Origin of the sequence: Campylobacter lari (assembly GCF_004357905.1) — a bacterium.
GTDB lineage: Bacteria > Campylobacterota > Campylobacteria > Campylobacterales > Campylobacteraceae > Campylobacter_D > Campylobacter_D lari_D.
In genome coordinates, this window is the sequence record NZ_SMTT01000002.1 from 108,190 (window position 1) to 126,060 (window position 17,871).

At 27.4% G+C, this 17,871-nt stretch carries 18 protein-coding genes and 1 pseudogene; 13 read left to right on the forward strand and 6 right to left on the reverse strand.

The annotated features are described in order from the left end of the window. Positions 1-52: 52 nt before the first annotated feature. Positions 53-190, forward strand: coding sequence for a hypothetical protein (locus E2O22_RS02420; RefSeq protein WP_232017389.1), 138 nt, complete (start codon positions 53-55; stop codon positions 188-190). Here the strand turns inward: E2O22_RS02420 and E2O22_RS02425 are convergent. The 5 genes and pseudogenes from E2O22_RS02425 to E2O22_RS02445 all read right to left on the reverse strand — a co-directional run bounded on the left by E2O22_RS02425 (position 171) and on the right by E2O22_RS02445 (position 5,829). Then, positions 171-1,376: an LlaJI family restriction endonuclease gene (locus tag E2O22_RS02425; RefSeq protein WP_133319074.1), complete on the reverse strand. Its 1,206-nt coding sequence runs from the start codon at positions 1,374-1,376 to the stop codon at positions 171-173. The genes E2O22_RS02420 and E2O22_RS02425 overlap by 20 nt on opposite strands. Next, a complete protein-coding gene (locus E2O22_RS02430) occupies positions 1,369-2,778 on the reverse strand; it encodes an McrB family protein (protein ID WP_133319075.1) in 1,410 nt (469 codons plus the stop codon). The genes E2O22_RS02425 and E2O22_RS02430 overlap by 8 nt, the downstream gene beginning before the upstream one ends. After that, positions 2,750-3,518 (reverse strand): annotated as a pseudogene (locus E2O22_RS02435) (hypothetical protein). Before E2O22_RS02435 ends, E2O22_RS02430 begins: the two are co-directional and overlap by 29 nt. Further along, a complete protein-coding gene (locus E2O22_RS02440; RefSeq protein WP_133319077.1) occupies positions 3,505-4,767 on the reverse strand; it encodes a DNA cytosine methyltransferase in 1,263 nt (420 codons plus the stop codon). Before E2O22_RS02440 ends, E2O22_RS02435 begins: the two are co-directional and overlap by 14 nt. 441 nt (positions 4,768-5,208) lie before the next feature. After that, positions 5,209-5,829, reverse strand: coding sequence for a DUF305 domain-containing protein (locus tag E2O22_RS02445; protein WP_133319078.1), 621 nt, complete (start codon positions 5,827-5,829; stop codon positions 5,209-5,211). Positions 5,830-5,951: 122 nt separating this feature from the next. Here E2O22_RS02445 and E2O22_RS02450 point away from each other — a divergent pair, with 122 nt between their 5' ends. Then, positions 5,952-6,584 carry a hypothetical protein gene (locus E2O22_RS02450; RefSeq protein WP_133319079.1) on the forward strand — a complete coding sequence of 211 codons (633 nt, stop codon included), beginning with the start codon at positions 5,952-5,954 and terminating at the stop codon, positions 6,582-6,584. A gap of 2 nt (positions 6,585-6,586) precedes the next feature. Here the strand turns inward: E2O22_RS02450 and ruvC are convergent, their stop codons facing one another. After that, complete coding sequence (gene ruvC / locus E2O22_RS02455) at positions 6,587-7,063, reverse strand: crossover junction endodeoxyribonuclease RuvC (protein ID WP_133319080.1); 477 nt, start codon at positions 7,061-7,063, stop codon at positions 6,587-6,589. A gap of 122 nt (positions 7,064-7,185) precedes the next feature. Between ruvC and dnaA the strand changes: the two genes are divergently transcribed. The 11 genes from dnaA to queF all read left to right on the forward strand — a co-directional run bounded on the left by dnaA (position 7,186) and on the right by queF (position 17,864). Further along, positions 7,186-8,514, forward strand: a complete 1,329-nt coding sequence (gene dnaA, locus E2O22_RS02460) for a chromosomal replication initiator protein DnaA (protein WP_133319081.1) — start codon at positions 7,186-7,188, stop codon at positions 8,512-8,514. Between the two features lie 132 nt (positions 8,515-8,646). Further along, a complete protein-coding gene (dnaN, locus tag E2O22_RS02465) occupies positions 8,647-9,714 on the forward strand; it encodes a DNA polymerase III subunit beta (protein ID WP_039617031.1) in 1,068 nt (355 codons plus the stop codon). Between the two features lie 9 nt (positions 9,715-9,723). Then, the gene (gene gyrB, locus E2O22_RS02470; protein ID WP_133319082.1) at positions 9,724-12,042 is read left to right on the forward strand and encodes a DNA topoisomerase (ATP-hydrolyzing) subunit B; all 2,319 of its coding nucleotides are present in this window, start codon (positions 9,724-9,726) and stop codon (positions 12,040-12,042) included. 275 nt (positions 12,043-12,317) lie between these two features. After that, positions 12,318-12,515, forward strand: coding sequence for a hypothetical protein (locus E2O22_RS02475; RefSeq protein WP_133319083.1), 198 nt, complete (start codon positions 12,318-12,320; stop codon positions 12,513-12,515). Positions 12,516-12,563: 48 nt separating this feature from the next. Further along, positions 12,564-13,235: an urease subunit beta gene (gene ureB, locus E2O22_RS02480; RefSeq protein WP_133319084.1), complete on the forward strand. Its 672-nt coding sequence runs from the start codon at positions 12,564-12,566 to the stop codon at positions 13,233-13,235. Further along, positions 13,232-14,929, forward strand: a complete 1,698-nt coding sequence (gene ureC / locus E2O22_RS02485) for an urease subunit alpha (protein ID WP_133319085.1) — start codon at positions 13,232-13,234, stop codon at positions 14,927-14,929. The genes ureB and ureC overlap by 4 nt, the downstream gene beginning before the upstream one ends. Beyond that, positions 14,929-15,396, forward strand: coding sequence for an urease accessory protein UreE (locus tag E2O22_RS02490; RefSeq protein WP_052243344.1), 468 nt, complete (start codon positions 14,929-14,931; stop codon positions 15,394-15,396). The genes ureC and E2O22_RS02490 overlap by 1 nt, the downstream gene beginning before the upstream one ends. 2 nt (positions 15,397-15,398) lie before the next feature. After that, positions 15,399-16,067, forward strand: a complete 669-nt coding sequence (locus E2O22_RS02495) for an urease accessory protein UreF (protein WP_133319086.1) — start codon at positions 15,399-15,401, stop codon at positions 16,065-16,067. A 10-nt stretch (positions 16,068-16,077) separates the two neighbouring features. Continuing rightward, positions 16,078-16,677, forward strand: coding sequence for an urease accessory protein UreG (gene ureG / locus E2O22_RS02500; RefSeq protein WP_039617044.1), 600 nt, complete (start codon positions 16,078-16,080; stop codon positions 16,675-16,677). A gap of 1 nt (position 16,678) precedes the next feature. Continuing rightward, positions 16,679-17,431, forward strand: coding sequence for an urease accessory protein UreD (locus E2O22_RS02505; RefSeq protein ID WP_133319087.1), 753 nt, complete (start codon positions 16,679-16,681; stop codon positions 17,429-17,431). A 46-nt stretch (positions 17,432-17,477) separates the two neighbouring features. Beyond that, positions 17,478-17,864 carry a preQ(1) synthase gene (gene queF / locus E2O22_RS02510; protein ID WP_039617048.1) on the forward strand — a complete coding sequence of 129 codons (387 nt, stop codon included), beginning with the start codon at positions 17,478-17,480 and terminating at the stop codon, positions 17,862-17,864. Positions 17,865-17,871 lie beyond the last annotated feature (7 nt).

A 17,871-nucleotide genomic window follows, 5' to 3' on the forward strand; every position in this document is an offset into this window, starting at 1 on the left:
AAGGTCATTATTAGGGTTCTTAAAACCTAATAGGGTTCTTTAAAGGAAAATAATGGCAAACATAGCAAAACAAAGCTTACAAGATAAAGATATTAGAAATTTAAAACCTAGTGATAAACGATACAAAAAAGCTGTAGGTAATCCAAAAGAGCTTTATATTTTTGTATATCCTAGTGGTCAATATCGCTAATTGCTGTAATTAATTGTTCTTTATGTGTAGAACCAATCTTATCATAATTATAAATTAAAAATCTAGTATCTACTAAGAGGCCTTGAATTTCTGTGTAGCTTTTGCTGTTTTTCCATTCCATAGTAGCTTTTCCAATATTTTCAAAAATACCATTTATTTTAACTTCAAAATTATTATTTTGTTTGTTATACGGCATCAAAAAAACATTATATATCTTCTTATTTTTTGTTCGATATTCTGCATATTCGCCATAAGCTACCTGTTTAATTATATCACTACTTTGTGGCAATCCTTTTAATTTTACACCATATTTGTAGTATTTTGCATCTAATATATAAATTTTGTCATCATTAATCATAATAATATCGGGTTGTAATGAGCTATTATCTTTATTATCTGTATATTTTAATTTCCACTGAGTTTTTGGAAAATATTCATCCTTATCTGTAGTACCAAATGCTCTATCTATCATCTTTTCCCAGATAGCATGAAAAGCCGTTGTTCCAAATTTAAACTCGCTCTCTTTTAAAGATTTATCACTTTGTAAAAGCATATCTCTCATAGAACTAAAAAGCAATCGTTTTTTATCATCAAATGTATTATTTAGTTTACTTTGCAAAACATAAAGACATTGATTTTTATTTATTGGTAAGTTGTATTTTGGTGGCATAAATGAATTGTAAGCAAAACCAAATTTGCAAAATGCCTCGTAAACACAATATCTATTTATAGCTGTAATTAACCCATTTTTATTGGCTTGATTTTTTTTAGCTTGAAACTGCATATAAATTACAGAGTTATTATTTTGGATGTTAGGGCGATTTTTATTAATCGTTCTAGCAAAGCTTATCTTACCTTTTGTAGTGGTTTGATAGATATTTTCTCGCTCGGTATAGTAACCGTGAGAAAGAAAATATTCTATGATATTTTTATACGCAATAAGTGGAAATGATTGCTCGATCTGTTCGTTTTTATTATCTACAAAATAAGATTTTGTATGAGATTTGTTAAATTTTAAAAGAACAGATATTAGTTTTCTAATATCTGTTCTTATATTCTTGTCATCACAATCTAAGTTAATCCCTAGTGGAAAGCAAATTTGAAGCTTATTTTCTTTACTTCTAATACCAACAAAATTATCATCTAATTCATTGTCCATAAAGCAATGCTCCCTTAAATTAAACATATAACATAGCCTTAACATCATCGATAAAAATATCAAATTGAGATTTTCCATCTTCGTTAACAAATCTTTCAATGACTTCTTCTAGTGTGTGGTATTTATTTTTATTAAAAAGTTTATCTTTGTCAAATTTAAAAACATCATCCCAAAGATATTTTAAAACTTTGTGAGCAAATTTTTCTTTACTTTCTAGGTCATCATTTCTTACAAAAAATACACCAAGTCTTTTATCTTCCATGGAGTTAACATCATTATCGCTTTTGGATATGATTGAGTTTATAGTTTTACAAAATTTTTGCCAAGTAACATCGGTATTTAAAATTTTCTTATCTATAAAATTTTTATATTCATTGTATTTTTCTTCACTTTCAAACTCTTTTTTATTTTTATCAAAAGAATTTCTAATAAGTTGCATAGAAAATCTACGCTGAAAAGCGGTATCAAGTGTAAAGACATTTTGATCGCTTGTATTCATTGTGGCAATTATCCATAGGTTTGATGGAATCTTTATATGTCTTTGTGTATTACCTTTATAAACTATTTTTGCTATATTATCATTATTTATAGTATAATTACTATTTCCATCTTTATCTCTATCAAGTAGTTGAAAAACTTCGCCAAATATTGCAGGAGCATTGCCACGATTTATTTCATCAATAACTAAAATATATTTACTACTTGGGTTATTGTATGCTTTTTTTAAAATATTTGTAAAAGGTCCAGGTATAAAATCATAGCTTACGATTTCATCTTTTACAATAGGCATTATTTGTCCTACAAAATCACTATATGAATAGTCAGGATGAAAAACTAATTTTTCAAAGATATATTCATTTTGTGGATACTTTATTTTTATAGTATGACTTTTACCACTACCTGGCACACCATACAAGATGATATTTTCTCCACCTTTTTCTCTTAAATTTTCATCAATTTCTACACTGTCGTTATTGCTAGTGTTGTTAAGAAAATTTGTCTCTTCGCTATCACTATAAGCGAGTAAGTGTAAATTATCCCATCCGTTTCTAGTCTTAAATTGTGGATTATTTACCAAATCTAATAAAACTTGGTATCTTGCATCATTTTTTGTAATAATTTCAAGCATATATTTTTTTGATCCAATATATGCAAACAGTAATATATCATTAATACTAAGTTGATAACTAGGCTCAGTTTGGACAATTTCAGCAACTTCTGCATTTATAATCTTTTTAATGTCTCCACCAAGTCGTGGATCTGTTGATGTTAGTATTTTTACTTCGCTACTTTCGTTTGATAAAGTACCTTTCATTGATATTATTTCTTGATCTTTTGCACTACCAAAAAAACCATGTAATATATATTGCTTTATACTGATTTGTTTTTCAATACACTGTTTATCTACTTTTCTTAAATAAATTTTCACTTTTTATCCTTTTTATTTAATTCATTTTTTATAAATTTACCCCATTGTTCAGCTATTGCCTTAGCAAATCCAGGAAAAGTTTTACTTCGCCAAATTTGTCTTTCTTTGGCTGATTTTGTTTTAGTTAATCCATCACTATACCATTTGGCTATACGTTTACCACTTTTAAACTCTATAAATTCACCTGGTTCAACTATATTTGTATATTTAAGCGGTGGTAGATTTTTTAGCCAAAGACAAGTCTTTTTACTCGCACTGTCACCAAAGTGATAGGGTTGAACTATTTGGTCTGCTTTACGGTAACGAGTATTCATAATACCTATAGGATTTTCTATAGCAATATATGGGATTTCTACCTTTGTTAAGTCAATGAAAAATTTAACTGCTATTTCTCTATCTTTTGCTCTATTTGGAAATTTTGGATGTGGTCTGCGCTTTGCTATCGGTAAATCTTTATCATCAGGATGATAATACCATTTTGCACCACTAACTGCTAAAAAAGTACAAGGTGGATGTGCTATCATCATATCCCACTTTTTTACATTAATATTTATTCCACTTTGTGTTATACCACCTTTATTTTTTATAATACTAAAAATATCATGATTAAAATGCCATTCTGGATGATTACCACTGCACTCTAAAAGGTCACAACTATAAGCATTAAAACCGAGTTTACGAAATTCGATACATACCCTTTGACTCTCTTCACAAGCCACTATTATATTAATTTTTCTCATCTAAAACCTTTGCCACTGCTAGTGCTATATGTTTTGCAAAATTCACAGGGACTGCATTACCTATCATTTTAAAACAAGATCCTTGTGAACCTATAAACTCAAAATCATTTGGAAAAGTTTGTAAAATAGCAGCTTCTCTTATCGTAATAGAACGATTTTGTTTTGGACTAGGATGAATAAACATAAAACCATCTTTTTGTAAATGTGATACAAGTGTAGGACTTGGTTTATCCCATTCTAAATTTCGATATTTATTATGTTTTGAGATTTTCCCTGTAATTTTAGTATAAAAATCAAGTTTTTCTTTTATAGTAGCATTATTCATACTATTTTCTATCCAAAATTTCATAGCTTTTAAATCACGTTGATTATTAAATCGAGGAAAATTTTGAGTTAAATTAAAATTACCAACTAATTCATGAGATATATTTTTACCATCTATTTTAATTGGTGTTTTTAATGGTTTAAATTTAGGAAGATTTTTTAACACATCTTTTAGCGTAAGTGGTGGATTTTTTGATTTTAGATTATCAAGTATTGTGTAGAAATCTGTCAGTTTTTGTTTTTTTTCATTATTTTTTTTAACACCAAAAATTATTACACGATTTCTAATTTGTGGTACATCATAATCATTACTATTGTAAATTATATCTTTCATTTGATTTGGGTTTTTTATATCATAGCCAATTTTAGCAAAAGCACTATAAATTCTATGTGTTATAAATTTATTACCAGGTTTAGCACTTAACATACCAGGTACATTTTCAAAAACAAAGCACTTTGGCTTATAATAATCTACAATTTTTGCAAAACTCTCAAAAAGATAATTTCTATAATCATTTTTCATAGAATTTTTATCTTGAGCTCGACCTGCAATAGAATAAGCTTGACAAGGTGGACCTCCAATGATTATATCAATGTTTTTACCATTTAATAAACCATTTAATCCATATTTTGCAATATTTTCATCATTGTCATTAATATAATTTTTTAACGATTCTTCACTCCATGAGCCATTTATTAATTCATCAACCTTTTGAATGTCAAATCTAATAACTATTTTTTTAGCTTCTTTTAAAGTAAAATTAAAACGCCTTACTAAATCATTTCTAAGAGTTTCAACCATAGGCTTTTCCCATTCAATGTGGGCTAATATATCAAATCTATTTGTTTGTTTAAAACCTAATGATAATCCACCAGCACCAGCAAATAAGTCGATACAAGTATATTTTTCATTTTGCTTTTCCACTATTTACGCTCTCTCATACTTAATAATAACCATCATTTTTTAATTACAATAACATATTTAAACTAATTTTATAACAAATGATTTATTAGTTTCTATAAATACTCTATATAAACTTTTTAAAATTCTTTTTTTATAATATTTTTAGTTCTCTTAATTTCAATACATTTATGAATTTTATGAATAATTTGTGTTAATTTCAAATTTTATATTTTATTATTTTGTGATTATACATTACAAATCATAAAAAAATATAAACTATATAAATTTATTATATTATATCAATTTTATAATTTATTTGTTTTGTAATTATCAATTAATTAAAAACTATTATAAAAGTTATTTAAATTAATAATTTCAAAGACAAAATAGCCAACACAATGTTTAATATGATCTATGAAAATGTAAAATGATATCTAGGTAGTTTTACTAAACTACCTATTTTTACATATACTTTAACAAATTTGTAAATTCTTGAATTTCTTTTTCTTGATCTAAGATGATTTTTTTAGCAATATCAGTGATAGTTTTGTCTTTAGAGTAAAATAAAATTTGTTTTGAAGCATCTACTGCACCTTGATGATGTGCTATCATCGCTTCTAAAAAGTCTTTATTGATGTTTTTGCTTTCTTTAACCGAACTCATTAAAATCATCATTTTTTGCATTAACTCTTTTTCTTCTTGGACAAATTTTTTATAAGTTTCTTCATCAATTTGAGTTTTTGTATAAAGATTTTTATCTAGAATTTCTTGAAATTCTTGAATTTCTTTTTCTTGAGCTTTTATGATATTTTGAGCGATTTTTTTCATCTCTTCACTTTTTGTATGTTCTAATAAAAGCTTAGATGAGTCAATAGCACCTTGGTGATGTGGAATCATATTAGCTAAAAAATCTCTTTCTATGTCATTGCTTTGTACTAAAGGATTTTTCATCATAGGTTCATGCATACTCATCATGATTTGTGATGAAATACTTCCAGAAGCTCCATGATGAGCATGATGAGAATTTGCAGCAAATAAAGTACTTGCTAAAACTAAACTTGAAACTATAGTTTTAATTTTCATTTTTTTCCTTTTTTTAAAATAACTTTGGAATGTTATAAAAATTATATAAACTAAAATTAACAAAGAAAAAAACATTTTTTTGTTATAATCTATAATACTAAAAAAAATAATAAGGATGTTATATGCTAAAAGAACTACTTGAAATAAAAAAAGAAATGGAACCTATAATTCATGATTGTTCAGTAAAAATTCAAGTAGCCGCAAGAGAAGTAATCGTAAGAAAAAGAGAATATGAAATCTATGGTCCTATGATAGATAGAGTATATCTTGATAATGCTATATATATAAAAGTTTTTGGTAGTGGGCGTGATACTAAAAGCACTAAAGTAGATATTAAAAATGGACTTTATATGGTTTATGTAGCACCTGATAAACCTACTAATCAAGAAATTATGAATAAACTAAAAATAGCATTTGAAAGTATAGATAATAAATTCATCTCAAGAATTTTAGAACTCAATAGAAGAATGAAAGAAGTGATTAACAAAACTCAAGCAACCCTAGCAAAAGCATCAAATATGAATGTTTTGATAGAAACAAATCTAGGCGAAGCTACCGCGGCACATAAATTTGTAATAACTATTAAATATTTAAAAGATAATCAAAAATTAGAATTAAAAAATTCAAAATCTGCAGGAAGTTTTAGAGATACCAAAAATCATATCAACCTAGTAGTAGAAAAAAATACTGATTCTGCTGTATGTGAAAAACTTCTACATGATGTTGAAATTTATTTTATAGGAAATGGAAAGTAAAATCACTTTTTTACTCTCAAATTTGCTAAATGCGTCAAAGCTACTGCGATAGCATCGGTAATATCAAGTGGCTTGATGTCTTTTGAAATTCCAAGTAATCTTTTTACCATAAAAGCTACTTGCTCTTTAGTAGCTTTTGCTTTACCTGTTACGGTTTTTTTCACTTGTAAAGGTGTGTATTCTGCAAATTCTCCATGAATTTGTAAGATTTTTAAACTCAAAGCTCCACGAAATTGTGCTAGTTTTAGAACCGTTTTTGGATTATAAGCAAAAAATATATCTTCTATAGCTACCTCATCAAACTGATGATTTTTAAAGATTAGATCAAGTCCTTCACATAATTCTGTGATTTGATACTGTAAATCATTGGGTTTGATTTTGATAAGTCCTGCTTCTATGAGTTGATTTTTATTATTTATTTTTTCTACAATAGCATATCCACAATATCTAGAACCAGGATCTATCCCTAAAACTTTCAAACTTTTCACCTTTTTATTCACATAGATGTGAAATTTAAATTTTTATGTGAATAATTTTAACCATTTTTTATAAAAAATAAGCTAGAATTTTAAGTTTTACATCATAATTTATAAGAATAATAATGAATATAAAAGATTTTTTACTTGAATTTAAAACTGAAATTAGCAATAACGAATACAATACTTATATTTCTCACTTACAATTTAGTGAAAAATTAAGTAAAAATAATATCTTAGTATTTATCGCACCAAATCATTTTTTGGCTAAATTTATACAAACAAAATACGCACAAAAACTAGCTTATTTTTATGAAGTAAAAACAGGGATTAACCCTCAAGTTAAAATCATTACAAATGATCAAAAGATAGAGAAAAAACATTTTTCTACAGATATTTCACAGATTAAATTTCAAAGTACTATTTTAAATCCTTCTTTTACTTTTGAAAGCTTTGTTGTAGGAGATTCTAATCAATTTGCCTATGCAACTTGCAAAGCTATTACCGATAAAAGCAAACTTGGAAAATTATACAACCCCATCTTTATCTATGGCCCTACAGGACTTGGAAAAACTCACTTGCTTCAAGCTGTCGGAAATGTGTGCTTAGATAATGGATATAAGGTTATTTATGCTACAAGTGATAATTTTATCAATGATTTTACCATGCATTTAAATAACAAAACTATGAGTAAATTTCATGAAAAATACAAAAATTGTGATGTCTTACTCATCGATGATGTGCAGTTTTTAGGTAAAACAGATAAAATTCAAGAAGAATTTTTCTTTACTTTTAATGAAATAAAAGAAAAATTTGGACAAATCATCATGACAAGTGATAATCCTCCAAATATGTTAAAAGGCATAACAGAACGCTTAAAAAGCCGTTTTGCAAATGGGATCATCGCAGATATCACTCCACCTCAGCTTGATACAAAAATCGCAATTATCAAGAAAAAATGTGAATTTAATGCTATTTATCTCAAACCTGAAGTCATAAGCTACATCGCTACTTCAATGGGAGATAACATCCGAGAAATTGAAGGTATGATTACAAATCTAAATGCCCAAGCAAGACTTTTTAATCAAGAAATCACTTTAGAAATCGTTAAAAGCTTTATGAAAGATCACATTAAAGAAACAAAAGAAAATATTAGTGTTGAAGACATACTTGCTGATGTTTCAAAAAGCTATAATCTTAAATCAAATGATATAAAATCAAATAAAAAAACACAAAATATCGTTATGGCAAGAAGGGTTGTGATATATTTAGCAAGAGAGCTTACAACTATGTCTATGCCTCAACTTGCTAGATTTTTTAATATGAAAGATCACACTGCCATTTCACATAATATTAAAAAAATTCAAGAGTTAATGAGCGAAAATGAAAACCTAAAAGCCATAGTAGAAGAATTAAGAAATAAAATTTTAACAAAAATAAAAAGCACCCTGTGAATAAAAGTGAAAAATAAAAAATTTTATTCTATGAGTAAAATTTCTATAAAAAAAGGCTTTTAAAAAGCATTTCACATTTTCACATTGCTTATTATTATGATAAAATAAATTTAAAAAACAAAGGAAGTAAAAATGAAAATTAGCATTAATAAAAACACTTTAGAATCTGCCATAGTTTTAACTAACTCTTATGTAGATAAAAAAGACTCAAGCAACATCGCTTCTCACTTACTTTTTGAAGTAGTTGAAGATAAATTAATCATAAGGGCAAGTGATTATGAAATAGGTATTAACTATAAAATCAAAAAAATTAAAGTTGAAAGTGCAGGTTTTGCAACTGCTAATGCTAAAAGTATTTTAGATATCATTAAAAGTTTAAATAATGAAGATGTGGTCTTAGAAACTATAGAAAATTTCCTTTTTATTAGACAAAAAGGAACTAAATATAAACTTCCTATGTTTAATTATGAAGATTTTCCAAATTTCCCAAGCACTGAAGGAAAAGATAAATTTGATATTGATTCAAGTGATTTAAGTAGATCTTTGAAAAAAATCCTACCTGCAGTTGATACAAATAATCCAAAGTATTCTTTAAATGGTGCTTTACTTGATATAAAAACAACCCACATTAGCTTTGTAGGAACAGATACTAAACGCTTAGCGGTTTTTACACTAAATAAAACAAACGAAAAAGAATTTAATCTTTGTATCCCTAAAAAAGCTATTTTAGAAATGCAAAAAATCTTTTTTGAAAAAATTGAAATTTATTATGATGAAAATATATTGATTGCAAAAAATGACAATTTTGAGTTTTTCACAAAACTTATTAATGATAAATTCCCTGATTATGAAAGAGTAATTCCAAAAAATATTACAAAAGAATTTATTTTTAAAACAGAAGAATTTATGGATGCATTGAAAAAAATCAATGTAATTACTGAAAAAATGAAATTAAATTTCCATAAAGATAAACTTGTATTTGAAGGTATTAGTTTAGATAATATGGAAGCAAAAACTGAACTTGAAATGGAACTTAATATAGATGAAGAATTTAATCTTTGCATTAAAAATAAATTCATCACTGACTTTTTAAATTCTATTGAAAGTGAAACATTCAAACTTAGCATAAATGAACCTCATATGGCATTCTTAGTTTCAAGTGAAGAATTACAAACTGTAATTATGCCAGTTATTTTATAAGGAAAATAAATGCAAGAAAATCAAAATTATGGCGCAGGAAATATTAAAGTTTTAAAAGGCTTAGAAGCTGTTAGAAAACGCCCTGGTATGTACATAGGTGATACCAACATAGGCGGTCTTCATCATATGATTTATGAAGTAGTGGATAATTCTATTGATGAAGCTATGGCAGGTTTTTGTGATACGATTAATGTAGAAATTACTACAGAAGGCTCTTGTATAGTAAGTGATAATGGTAGAGGAATTCCTGTGGGAATTCACCCTACTGAAAATATCCCTACTTTAACTGTAGTTTTAACCGTGCTTCATGCAGGTGGAAAATTTGATAAAGATACTTATAAAGTTTCAGGTGGTTTACACGGGGTTGGTGTAAGCGTTGTAAATGCTTTATCAAAAAAATTAGTTGCTACAGTGCATAGAGATGGAGAAATTTATCGCCAAGAATTTTCAGAAGGTAAAGTTACAAGTAATTTTGAAACCATAGGTAAAAGTAAAAAAACAGGAACAATCATAGAATTTTGGCCAGATGATCAAATTTTTGAAGTGACTGATTTTGATTATGAAATTTTAGCTAAAAGATTTCGTGAACTTGCATATTTAAATCCAAAAATTACTATAAATTTTAAAGATAACCGCGTAGGAAAAGCAGAAAGTTTTCATTTTGAAGGTGGTATAAGTCAGTTTGTTACAGATTTAAATAAAAAACAAGCTCTAACTAAGGCTATATTTTTTAATGTAGATGAAGAAGATGTAAATGTTGAAGTAGCATTGCTTTATAATGATAGTTATAGTGAAAATTTACTTTCTTTTGTAAATAATATCAAAACTCCAGATGGTGGAACGCACGAAGCAGGTTTTAGAATGGGCTTAACTCGTGTTATTAGCAATTACATTGAAGCAAATGCTAGTGCTAGAGAGAAAGACTCTAAAATCACAGGTGATGATGTAAGAGAAGGTTTAATAGCAGTTGTAAGTGTTAAAGTACCTGAGCCACAATTTGAAGGACAAACTAAAGGAAAATTAGGTTCAAGCTATGTTAGACCTATAGTTTCTAAGGCTTCTTTTGAATATTTGACAAAATATTTTGAAGAAAATCCTATCGAAGCAAAAGCTATCATGAATAAAGCTTTAATGGCAGCTCGTGGTAGAGAAGCAGCTAAAAAAGCTAGAGAATTAACCCGTAAAAAAGAAAGTTCAAGTGTAGGGACTTTACCAGGAAAATTAGCTGATTGTCAAAGTAAAGATCCAAGTGAAAGCGAAATTTATTTAGTTGAGGGTGATAGTGCAGGAGGTTCTGCAAAACAAGGTAGAGAAAGAACTTTCCAAGCGATTTTACCTTTAAGAGGTAAAATACTCAATGTTGAAAAAGCAAGACTAGATAAAATTTTAAAAAGTGAACAAATTCAAAATATGATCACAGCTTTTGGTTGTGGGATCGGTGATGAGTTTGATATAGAAAAACTAAGATATCATAAAATCATCATTATGACAGATGCTGATGTAGATGGTTCTCACATACAAACTTTGCTTTTGACATTTTTCTTCCGTTTTATGAATGATCTTGTAGCAAATGGACATATTTATTTAGCTCAACCACCTTTATATCGTTATAAAAAAGGTCAGAAAAAAGAAATTTATCTAAAAGATGAAAAAGCTTTAAATGATTATTTGATCGAAACAGGTATAGAAAGTTCTACTTATGAGGGCATAGGATTAAATGATTTAAAAGATTTTCTAAAAATCGTTGCAGCTTATAGAAGTGTTTTAAAAGAATTAGAAAAAAGATTTAATGTAATTTCAGTGATTAGGTATTTGATAGAAAATCCTGATTTGATAAAAGCTTCTAATGAAGAATTATTTAAAGTCATAAAAGAATTTTTAGAAAAACAAAATCACAATATCTTAAATTCATATATCAATGAAAATGAAATTCGTGTTTATGTGCAAACTGAAAATGGTTTAGAAGAGCTTATCATCAATGATGATTTGTTTGCTAATCCTTTATATGAAGAGGCAAATTATATTTATCAAAAAATTAAAGATAGAGATTTAAAATTTGATAAAGATATTTTAGAAATTTTAGATGAAGTTGAAAAAAATGCTAAAAAAGGTGCTTATATACAACGCTATAAAGGTCTTGGTGAGATGAATCCTGAACAACTTTGGGAAACAACTATGGATCCAAGTAATCGTCGTTTGTTAAAGATCACCATAGAAGATGCTCAAAGAGCAAATGATACTTTCAACCTTTTCATGGGTGATGATGTAGAACCACGCCGTGAGTATATACAAGCTCATGCTAAAGATGTTAAACATTTGGATGTTTAATTTTTAAATGATTTTTTTAACTGGAGGGCAAGGTCATAGTGGAAAGACCTTGCTTGCTCAAAGACTTCTTGAAAAATTGTCCTTTTAGAGTAGATGAGGATGAAAAAATAACTGATTTTTTGTTTCCTATTGTAGATGGTATGATTTAAATTTGTATAGAAAATAAACAAAATTTAATCATTGAAGGATTTTATCTTACTCCAAAAAAGTTACAAAAATTTCAAAATCATTCTGATATTAAAATACTTTATATCGTTTTTTCAAAAGAATATATTTTGCAAAATTATGAATTAATCTATCAAAATGAAAATGTTATAGAAAAGCGTTTATTTAGTGAAAAAGAAGAAATAAACACTCTTATTTTAAATCATCAAAAATTTAAAGCTCAATGTGAAAATTTAAATCTTCCTTTTATAGAAATTCAAAAAGACTATAAAATAGAATTAAAAAATGTAATAGAATTTTTTGCTTAAAAGCAAGCAAATAGTTATATAATATCTAAAAAATTTATAAGGATTAAAATGCATTTTACTCAGCAGCAATTGCAACGATTAATGCTTCATTATGCAGGGAAAATCGCTAAAGATAGAAAAGAGCAAAAAATAAAATTAAATTATAATGAAGCTTTAGCTTATATATGTTATGAATTAATGGAACTTGCAAGAAAAAATTTAAGTGTGAGTGAATTGATGAGCATAGGGAAAACTTTACTTACAAGTGAAGATGTGATTGATGGTGTTGCAAGTATGCTTGAAGAAATTCAAATAGAACTTCCTTTTGAAGATGGCACAAAATTAGTTACTATACATGAGCCTATAGCAAATGATGATAAAATAAAAGCTGGAGAGATATTTTTATCATCAGAATTTATTGTGCTTAATGAAAATAAAACTTCTATAGAAATTAAAGTAAGCAATAAAGGTGATCGTCCTATACAAGTTGGTTCGCATTTTCATTTCTTTGAAGTTAATCGCTTTTTGTCTTTTGACAGAGAAAAAGCTTATGGTAAAAGGTTAAATATCGCTTCAGGAACAAGTGTGAGATTTGAACCAGGTGAAGAAAAAACAGTAAGTTTAATAGAATTTGGTGGTTTAAAAAAGGTTTTAGGTTTTAATAATCTTTGTGATGATTTTATCAATGATGAAAATAAAACTAAAGCTTTATCAAAAGCAAAAGAGAAAGGATTTCTTTGATTAAGATTAGCAAAAAAGACTATGTGAATATGTATGGTCCAACAACTAATGATAGAGTAAGATTAGCAGATACAGATTTGATTTTAAGAGTAGAAAAAGATTATACTTTATATGGCGAAGAAGTTAAATTTGGTGGTGGTAAAAATATTAGAGATGGTATGGCTCAAAGTGTAAGTGAGGGAGAATTTCCGGATTTAGTTTTAACTAATGCTTTGATTGTTGATTATACCGGTATTTATAAAGCAGATATTGGGATAAAAAATGGCTATATAGTAGGTATAGGAAAAGCAGGCAATCCTGATATACAAGATGGAGTTGATCCTAGCTTAGTTATAGGCACAAGTACAGATATTATCGGTGCAGAAGGTTTAATAGTAACTGCAGGTGGTATTGATACTCATATACATTTTATCTCCCCAACTCAAATTGAATGTGCCTTATATAGTGGTGTTACTACTATGATAGGAGGTGGCATAGGACCAAGTGAGGGAACAAATGCTACAACTTGCACAAGTGGGGCTTATCATATACATTCTATGTTAAAAGCTACGCAAAATTACCCTATGAATTTTGGCTTTTTAGGTAAAGGAAATTCAAGTAATAAAAATGCTTTAAAAGAGCAAATCATAGCCGGTGCATGCGGCTTAAAAATTCATGAAGATTGGGGTGCTACTTCTAGTGTGATTGATGCTAGTTTAAATATAGCTGATGAAATGGATATACAAGTAGCTATCCATACAGATACTTTAAATGAAGCAGGTTTTGTAGAAGATACGATTAAAGCTATTAATGGTAGAGTTATCCATACTTTTCATACTGAAGGTGCAGGTGGTGGCCATGCTCCTGATATTATTAAAATGGCAGGTTTTGAAAATGTTTTACCTGCAAGTACTAATCCTACTATGCCTTTTACTAAAAATACCATTGATGAACATTTAGATATGCTTATGGTTTGTCATCATTTAGATAATAAAATCAAAGAAGATGTTGAATTTGCAGATAGTAGAATTCGTCCTGAAACTATAGCAGCAGAAGATAAACTTCATGATATGGGTGTTTTTAGCATTATGAGTAGTGATTCTCAAGCTATGGGACGCGTAGGTGAGGTGATTTTAAGAACATGGCAAAGTGCTGATAAATGTAAAAAAGAATTTGGTGCCTTGAAAGAAGATAATGATTTAGACGATAATTTCCGTATTAAACGCTATATAGCAAAATACACTATAAATCCTGCTATTGCACATGGGATTGATAGTTATGTTGGTTCTATTGAAGTAGGAAAATTTGCTGATTTAGTACTTTGGCAACCTAAATTTTTTGGAGTAAAACCAAAGCTTATTTTAAAAGGTGGCTTGATAGTAGGTGCAAAAATAGGCGATGCTAATGCTTCTATCCCAACACCTGAGCCTATTATCTATGAAAAAATGTTTGGTGCAAATTTAAATGAAAATGCTTTACATTTTGTTTCTAAAGCTTCTTTAGAAGCTAATATGCCTGAAAAATTAAGCTTAAAAAGAAAATGTGTTGCAGTAAAAAATTGTAGAAATATCACTAAAAAAGACTTAAAATTTAATGATAAAGTTCAAGATATAGAAGTAAATCCACAAACTTATGAAGTAAAAATAAATGGTGAGCTTATTAGCTCTAAGAGCGTTGATTCTTTAGCTTTAGCTAGAAAATATTTTATGATTTGATGATTTTACTTCAAAATAAAATAACGCATTATGATTTAAATAAAGAATGCGATTTTTTAGAGCTTAGTTGGTTTGATACTTTTAAAAAGATATTAAGAACAACAACTTTAAAAGGACTAGATGTCGCTATAAAAATGCCTGATAATAAAGGTTTAAATCATAATGATTGTTTATATGATGAGGATTTTTTGATTTTAGTGAAGATTAAACCTGAAAAGGTTTTAAAAATTCACATAGAAAATGAATACAACCTTGCTTTAATAAGTTATCAAGTGGGTAATATGCACTTAAATTTATTTTATAAAGATCATAAACTTCTTACTTTAGAACAAAACTCTATCATAAGGTTTTTAGAAAAATTTAATATAAAATACGAAAAATGTGAGGAAATTTTAGAGCCAAAATATATGCTTGATATGCCAAGTTTTATCCAAGTTGATCCAAATTTTAAACTTATTAAAGAATAAAGATGAATAAATTAAATTTTTTACTTTTACAAATTAGTGATTCTTCTTTTCCTATAGGAGCTTTTTCACATTCTTTTGGTTTAGAATCTTATGTGAATTTTGCTTATATAAAAAATATAGAAGATGCAAAAAAAGTTTTAAAAACTCAGCTTTATTCTAATATTTTATATTTTGAGCTTTTAGCTTTGAAAATAGCTTATGAAAATGCAAATGATGTAAAAAATTTACTAGTCTTTCAAAGAAAATTTTTATCAAGTATAGTTGCAAAAGAACAAAGTCAAGCTTATGTTTTTCTAGCTAAACGCTTTGTAAAAAATGTTAGTCTTTATGGATTATCAAATCCTTTATTAAATCAATACATTAAAGGAAATCAAACTCCTATTTATCCTTTTGTGTATGCTTTATTTTGTAAAGATAATGAGCTTGATTTTATGTATGAAAGTTTTTTATTTGCTTTAATGAGTAATTTTGTTAATATTCTTGTGAAAATCGTGCCTTTATCACAAAATGAAGGGCAGATTTTACTTTTTCAATTACAGCAAGATTTTCAAAAGGTTCTTTCTAAATTACAAAATTTAACTTTAAAAGATTGGTGTGAAAATCATAATGTCTTAAATGATTATTTGGGTATAAAACACCAAAATTTAGCATTTAAAATTTATATTTCTTAAAAGGGTTATAATGGTTAAAATAGGCATAGGTGGTCCTGTAGGTAGTGGTAAAACAGCTTTAGTATTAAATTTATGTCAAGCTTTAAAAGATGAGCTTTCTTTGGCTGTAATTACAAATGATATTTATACAAATGAAGATGCAAATTTTTTAATCAAACAAGGCGTTCTTGAAAAAGAAAGAATCATTGGAGTGCAAACTGGAGGTTGTCCTCATACAGCCATTAGAGAAGATGCTTCTTGTAATCTTGAAGCTGTTGAACTTTTACAAGAGCGTTTTAGTGATTTAGATCTTATTTTTATAGAAAGTGGTGGAGATAATTTATCAATGACTTTTTCACCTGAACTTGTGGATTTTTTTATCTTTGTTATAGATGTTGCTCAAGGAGAAAAAATTCCACGCAAAGGTGGTCCTGCTATTTGTAGATCTGATTTAATGATTATCAATAAAATAGACTTAGCTCCTTATGTAAATGCTTCTTTAAAAATCATGCAAGAAGATACTTTAAAAATGCGTGGAGATAGACCTTTTATCATGAGTAATCTTCAAACTAAAGAAGGTTTAGAAGAAATCATTACTTGGATTAAAAAATACACACTTTTAAAGGATTGATTTGTTTGCTCAAAAGAGTGTTTTTAAACTTACATTAGATACTATCAATGAAAAAACTATCATAAAAAATTCTTTTTTTACTCCTCCTTTTAAACTTATGAGGAATTTTTATGATAAAAAATTAACTAGTATATATGTTCTAAATTCTAGTGCTGGAATTTTTAAAGAGGATCATTTAAATTTTGAAATCATATGTAAGAAAAGTACAAACACCGCTATACTCACACAAAGTTATGAAAAGGTATATGATACTAAAGATTCTTTTGCGAGTAAAAATATTGATTTTACTCTTGAAGAAAATGCAAGCTTTTTTTATATGCCAAAGCCACTTTTGCTTCAAGAAAATGCAAATTTTATACAAAACACAAAGATTAATCTAGCTTCTTTTTCAAGATTAGTTTATGTTGATTTTGTCATTTTTGGTAGAGTGGCTATGGATGAAAAATTTGCTTTTAAAAATTATGAGAGTTTAACTCAAATTTATAGAAATGATACTTTAATTTTAAATGATAAAATTAAAATCAATCCTTCTTATATGAAAGAAAATGATTTAAATTTTTTTGCAAATTATACGCATTATTTGAGTATTTATCTTTTTGGATATGATGAGTTTTATGAAGAATTAAAAGCTTCATTTGACGATATAAATCAACTTTTTTATGAGGGTTTGTGTATAAAAATTCTTAGTAATGAAAGTGAAAAATTACTTTTACTTCAAGATAAGCTTTTTAAATTTTGTCAAAATAAAATATAAAATATTGTGGTATTATAAAGTTTTAAAAACAAACTAAGGATTATAAATGCGATATGGTGAAAAAGAAATCAAAGAATTTAGTGTAGAAAATATGGAAGTTTGGCCAAATGATGCCAAAAATGATTATGTGATTAAAATCACTTTACCTGAATTTATGTGTTGTTGTCCGCGTAGTGGGTATCCTGATTTTGCTACAATTTACTTAGAATACATTCCAAATAAATTAGTAGTAGAACTTAAAGCAATCAAACTTTATATTAATACCTTTATGTATAGAAATGTTTCACATGAAGCAAGTATTAATGAAATTTATAATACTTTAAAAGAAAAACTTGATCCAAAATGGATAAAAGTAGTAGGTGATTTTAACCCTCGTGGTAATGTGCATACTGTGATTGAATGTAGATCTGATTTAGTGGTACCACAAAATTAAGTTTTTA